This window comes from Streptomyces sp. NPDC051173 (assembly GCF_040689515.1).
Classification (GTDB): domain Bacteria; phylum Actinomycetota; class Actinomycetes; order Streptomycetales; family Streptomycetaceae; genus Streptomyces.
In genome coordinates, this window is record NZ_JBFBBD010000155.1 from 1 (window position 1) to 3,423 (window position 3,423).

Sequence of the window (3,423 nt, forward strand, 5' to 3'; positions counted from 1 at the left end):
GGGGGCGCCCATGGGACGCCACCGGAAGAAGTCGCTTGCCGAACGAGTCTGCGCGGTCATCCGCGAGTTCGGGAGGTGGCTGATCCGACGGTGACTGGCAGTCCTCACAAGACCTGAGGGCTGACAGTCACACACCGTCGATATCTCTTCGGGTGGGCCCTCGTCGCGGAATGTCCGTCCGTGGCGGGGGTTCCACACGGCCGGGCGCCCAGCCGCTTCTACGCCAAGCTAGCACTCACCGCGCACGCCCCGCATCCCTATCGGCGCCGCCAGGTACTGCGGTTGAACTTGTAGGGGTGGTTGGTACTACTGACGGTTCGTGATCCCTGCGGTATGACGAGGGCATGAGGTATGCGCGAGGTGGCGGGCTGACGCCGAAGAGGCAGGCGGAACGTGAGCGGGTGAGGCTGGAGGCGGCGGAGTGGTTCGCGCGTGGGGAGAAGACCACCGCTGTCGCTGAGGCGTTCGATGTCGGGGTGGGCCGGGTGGAGAAGTGGCGCAGGCTGTGGCGTGAGGGCGGGGCGGAGGCCCTTCGTTCGAAGGGGCCGGTCTGCGTGGAACGTCTGAGTACCGGGCAGTGGGAGCGTCTGGTGCGGGAGTTGGAGCGCGGCACCCTGGCGCATGGGTGGGGCGAGGAGCAGGGCTGGACCCTGGTGCGGGTCCGGGCGTTGATCATCCGCTTGTTCCGGGTGGAGTACACGGTGCAGGGGGTCTGGAAGCTGCTGCGGCGTCACGGCTGGTCCCCGCAGGTGCCGGCGAGGCGGGCACTGGAGCGCGACGACGTGAGTGTCGCGCGGTGGCGGGAGGAGGTGTGGGAGACGGTAAGACCACCGCGGCGGCCCGGGACGCCTATATCTGCTTCGAGGGCGAGGCAGGGCAGGGCCTGAGGCCGCCGAAGGGCCACACCTGGGCGCCACGCGGGAAGACACCGCAGGTCCGGGTCCGTGGCTCGGACCGGGGACGGGTCTCGATGGCGGGCGTGGTCTGCTTCCGGAGCGGTGAACGCTCCCGTCTGTTCTACCGGCTGCACGTCTGCCGGGGACGGAAAGGCGAGGCGAAGAGCTTCACCTGGCAGGACTGCCGCGACCTGATCGTCGCGGCACACAACCAGCTCAGGGCCCCCGTGGTCTGGGTCTGGGACAATCTCAACGTCCACCTGGCCGACGAGCTCGCGCTGTTCTTCGCCGAGAACCAGGAGTGGCTGACGGTGTTCCAGCTGCCTTCGTACGCTCCTGAGCTCAACCCGCAGGAAGGCATCTGGTCGCTGGTCAAACGCGGCCTGGCCGACTTCGCCGCCGCCAACCTCGATCACCTCGTGCAGGTCACGAAGCGCAAACTCAAAAAGATCCAGTACCGGCCGGAACTGATCGACGGCTGCTTCACCGAGACCGGGCTGACCATGAAAGTAACGTGACCCCACCAACCACCCTCACGAGTTCAACCGCAGTAAGGCGCTGCAATGGTCGTTATCAGACAGTCAGTCTGGGTCGGATCAATTGGGATCAGAAACGGGGTTCTCCGCACCGCTAGGCACGGGGGGAGAAATGTTTAGGGAGTCATTCCTGAGTCGTCGAACCTGAACGGTATAGAGCGCAGCCGACCACCAGTATAGTGCGACACCCCAGATCGCCAGCGCCCATCCGAAAACTTTTGCAGAGTCAGCAAGAAATCCGTTTCCGGCTGCTACGAGAAGCAGAGGAAACGCGTACATAAGATTGAAGGTTGCCGCCTTACCGATGAAGTTCACATGGAGGGGTCCATAGCCGACCCTTCGCAAGGCGGCAATATTGAATGCCATCAAAAGGTCACGTGTCAGCAAAATCCCCATGAGCCACCAAGGGATGATGCCGCGTGCGACGAGCGCCGATACTGTAGCGAGTGTGTAGAGACGATCTGCCGCTGGATCAAGGATCCGCCCCAATCTGCTCATCTGATTCCAGCGGCGAGCCAGCTTTCCGTCCAGATAGTCACTAATCCCGCTGAGCACGAGGATGCCAATTGCCCATCCGTCGAGCCTAGGGTTTCCGAAGCAGGGTTGCAGGACCATCCAAAGGAAGAAAGGAACACCAGCGATCCGTAGAGCGCTTAGAAGATTAGGGATGGTGGCGATTTTGTCGAGATGCTTATCCGGCGCCTCGGAATTACCCATTTACCCCACTCCGAGTTCTAACTACTGGATAGATTTAATGATCATATCAGGGCAGGGGTTGTTGGCTCGGTAATTGGATGCCGCACGCCCGGGGTTGCTGAGCGGGCGGGCCAAGTCAACGCTAGGGGTTGGTGGGCGTTCGGGGGCCCGCACGTGTGCGGATGGCCCCCCCCAACGGGTGGGCGGTGGTTATGGCCGCCAGATCACCGCGGTGCGCGTGGCGCTTTCCGGTTTCGGGTAGGTGATCCGGACGCCGACGGTCACGCCGGCGTTGTTGATGGACGTGGTGTAGGAGTTGCTGCCGTCCGGTGTCACGTTCAGTTCGGTCAGGCTCCCGTCGGCCTCGTAGCGGAGGGCGAAGCGCTGCAGAGTATCCATCGAGTTCTTGGCCCCGGTGTGCCCGACGGAGACACCGGCGTCGTTGACGGCGACGGCCGTGGTGTACTCGTACGCGGAGCCGATCGCCGTGGCGGTGCCGTCGGGGCTCCAACTCATGGCGGTGTAGTCGATGTTGTCCGCTCCGAGCTGCCGGCCGACGACGGTGCCCGAAGCGTTGATGGCGTTCGCGTCGGAGTGCGGGCCCAGGTCCGTAACGGTGCCGTTGGCACCCCAGGTCACGGAGCGGAACTGGGCGATCGTGCAACCGGTCGGCACGGCGTCACGCGCGAGCACGGTGCCGGCGTCGTTGATCTGGACGACCCATGCGGTGGAGTAGGCCGAGGCCGCGTCGAGCGGTACGGGAGTGCCGTCCGGGTTCCACTTCACGGGGTGGTAGACGTTGTCGACCGAGTAGGACACACCGGCGACCGTGCCCGAGCTGTTGACCGCGAGGGCCAAGGCGGCGGTGTCACCCTTGAGCGGAGCCAGCTGGACGGCCTGGCCGTCCGGGCGCCACTTCACCGCGTGGTAGGTCCCGCCGAGCTCGGACTCTCCCACCGCGATGCCGGTGCGGCTCATCTTGCGGAAGTCGGCGTTGGTGCCGCCGGGCAGCGGCCGCAGTTGGGTGACCGTGCCGTCGGGCGCCCAGCGCACCGGGTGGCCCCCCGACCAGCCGGCGGCGGTGCCGTCGTCGCTGACGGCCTCGACATAGCCCATCGGGTCCCCGGGCAGCAGCGGGGGGAGTGCCGTGGGGGTGAGGTCCGGGTTCCAACGGACCGGAGACCACTGGTGGTTGGGACCGCCGGTGACCGGCAGTCCTCACAGACACTGAGGACTGCCGGTCACTGGCCGTCATCTCTTTCCGGTCGGCCCTCGTCGTGGACTAGTCCTCCGTG

At 65.4% G+C, this 3,423-nt stretch carries 4 protein-coding genes; 2 read left to right on the top strand and 2 right to left on the bottom strand.

What is annotated here, in order from left to right:
- Positions 1–344 precede the first annotated feature (344 nt).
- Together AB0435_RS33965 and AB0435_RS33970 are read left to right on the top strand one after the other, a co-directional pair.
- On the top strand, positions 345–887 hold the full coding sequence (locus AB0435_RS33965) for a winged helix-turn-helix domain-containing protein (RefSeq protein WP_366428712.1): 543 nt from the start codon (positions 345–347) through the stop codon (positions 885–887).
- Entirely contained in the window at positions 884–1,414 is a 531-nt protein-coding gene (locus tag AB0435_RS33970) for a transposase (protein WP_366428714.1), read from the top strand. The genes AB0435_RS33965 and AB0435_RS33970 overlap by 4 nt, the downstream gene beginning before the upstream one ends.
- A gap of 78 nt (positions 1,415–1,492) precedes the next feature.
- Here AB0435_RS33970 and AB0435_RS33975 read toward each other — a convergent pair whose 3' ends face one another.
- Complete coding sequence (locus AB0435_RS33975) at positions 1,493–2,149, bottom strand: CDP-alcohol phosphatidyltransferase family protein (protein ID WP_366008617.1); 657 nt, start codon at positions 2,147–2,149, stop codon at positions 1,493–1,495.
- A 189-nt stretch (positions 2,150–2,338) separates the two neighbouring features.
- Positions 2,339–3,244 carry a hypothetical protein gene (locus AB0435_RS33980; protein ID WP_366428713.1) on the bottom strand — a complete coding sequence of 302 codons (906 nt, stop codon included), beginning with the start codon at positions 3,242–3,244 and terminating at the stop codon, positions 2,339–2,341.
- Between the last annotated feature and the right edge of the window lie 179 nt (positions 3,245–3,423).

What these genes read in the sequence shown, in the direction of transcription:
- AB0435_RS33980 (WP_366428713.1), bottom strand. Translation starts at nt 3,244, where the DNA reads ATGGGCTATGTCGAGGCCGTCAGCGACGACGGCACCGCCGCCGGCTGG.
- AB0435_RS33965 (WP_366428712.1), top strand. Translation starts at nt 345, where the DNA reads ATGAGGTATGCGCGAGGTGGCGGGCTGACGCCGAAGAGGCAGGCGGAA.
- AB0435_RS33975 (WP_366008617.1), bottom strand. Translation starts at nt 2,149, where the DNA reads ATGGGTAATTCCGAGGCGCCGGATAAGCATCTCGACAAAATCGCCACC.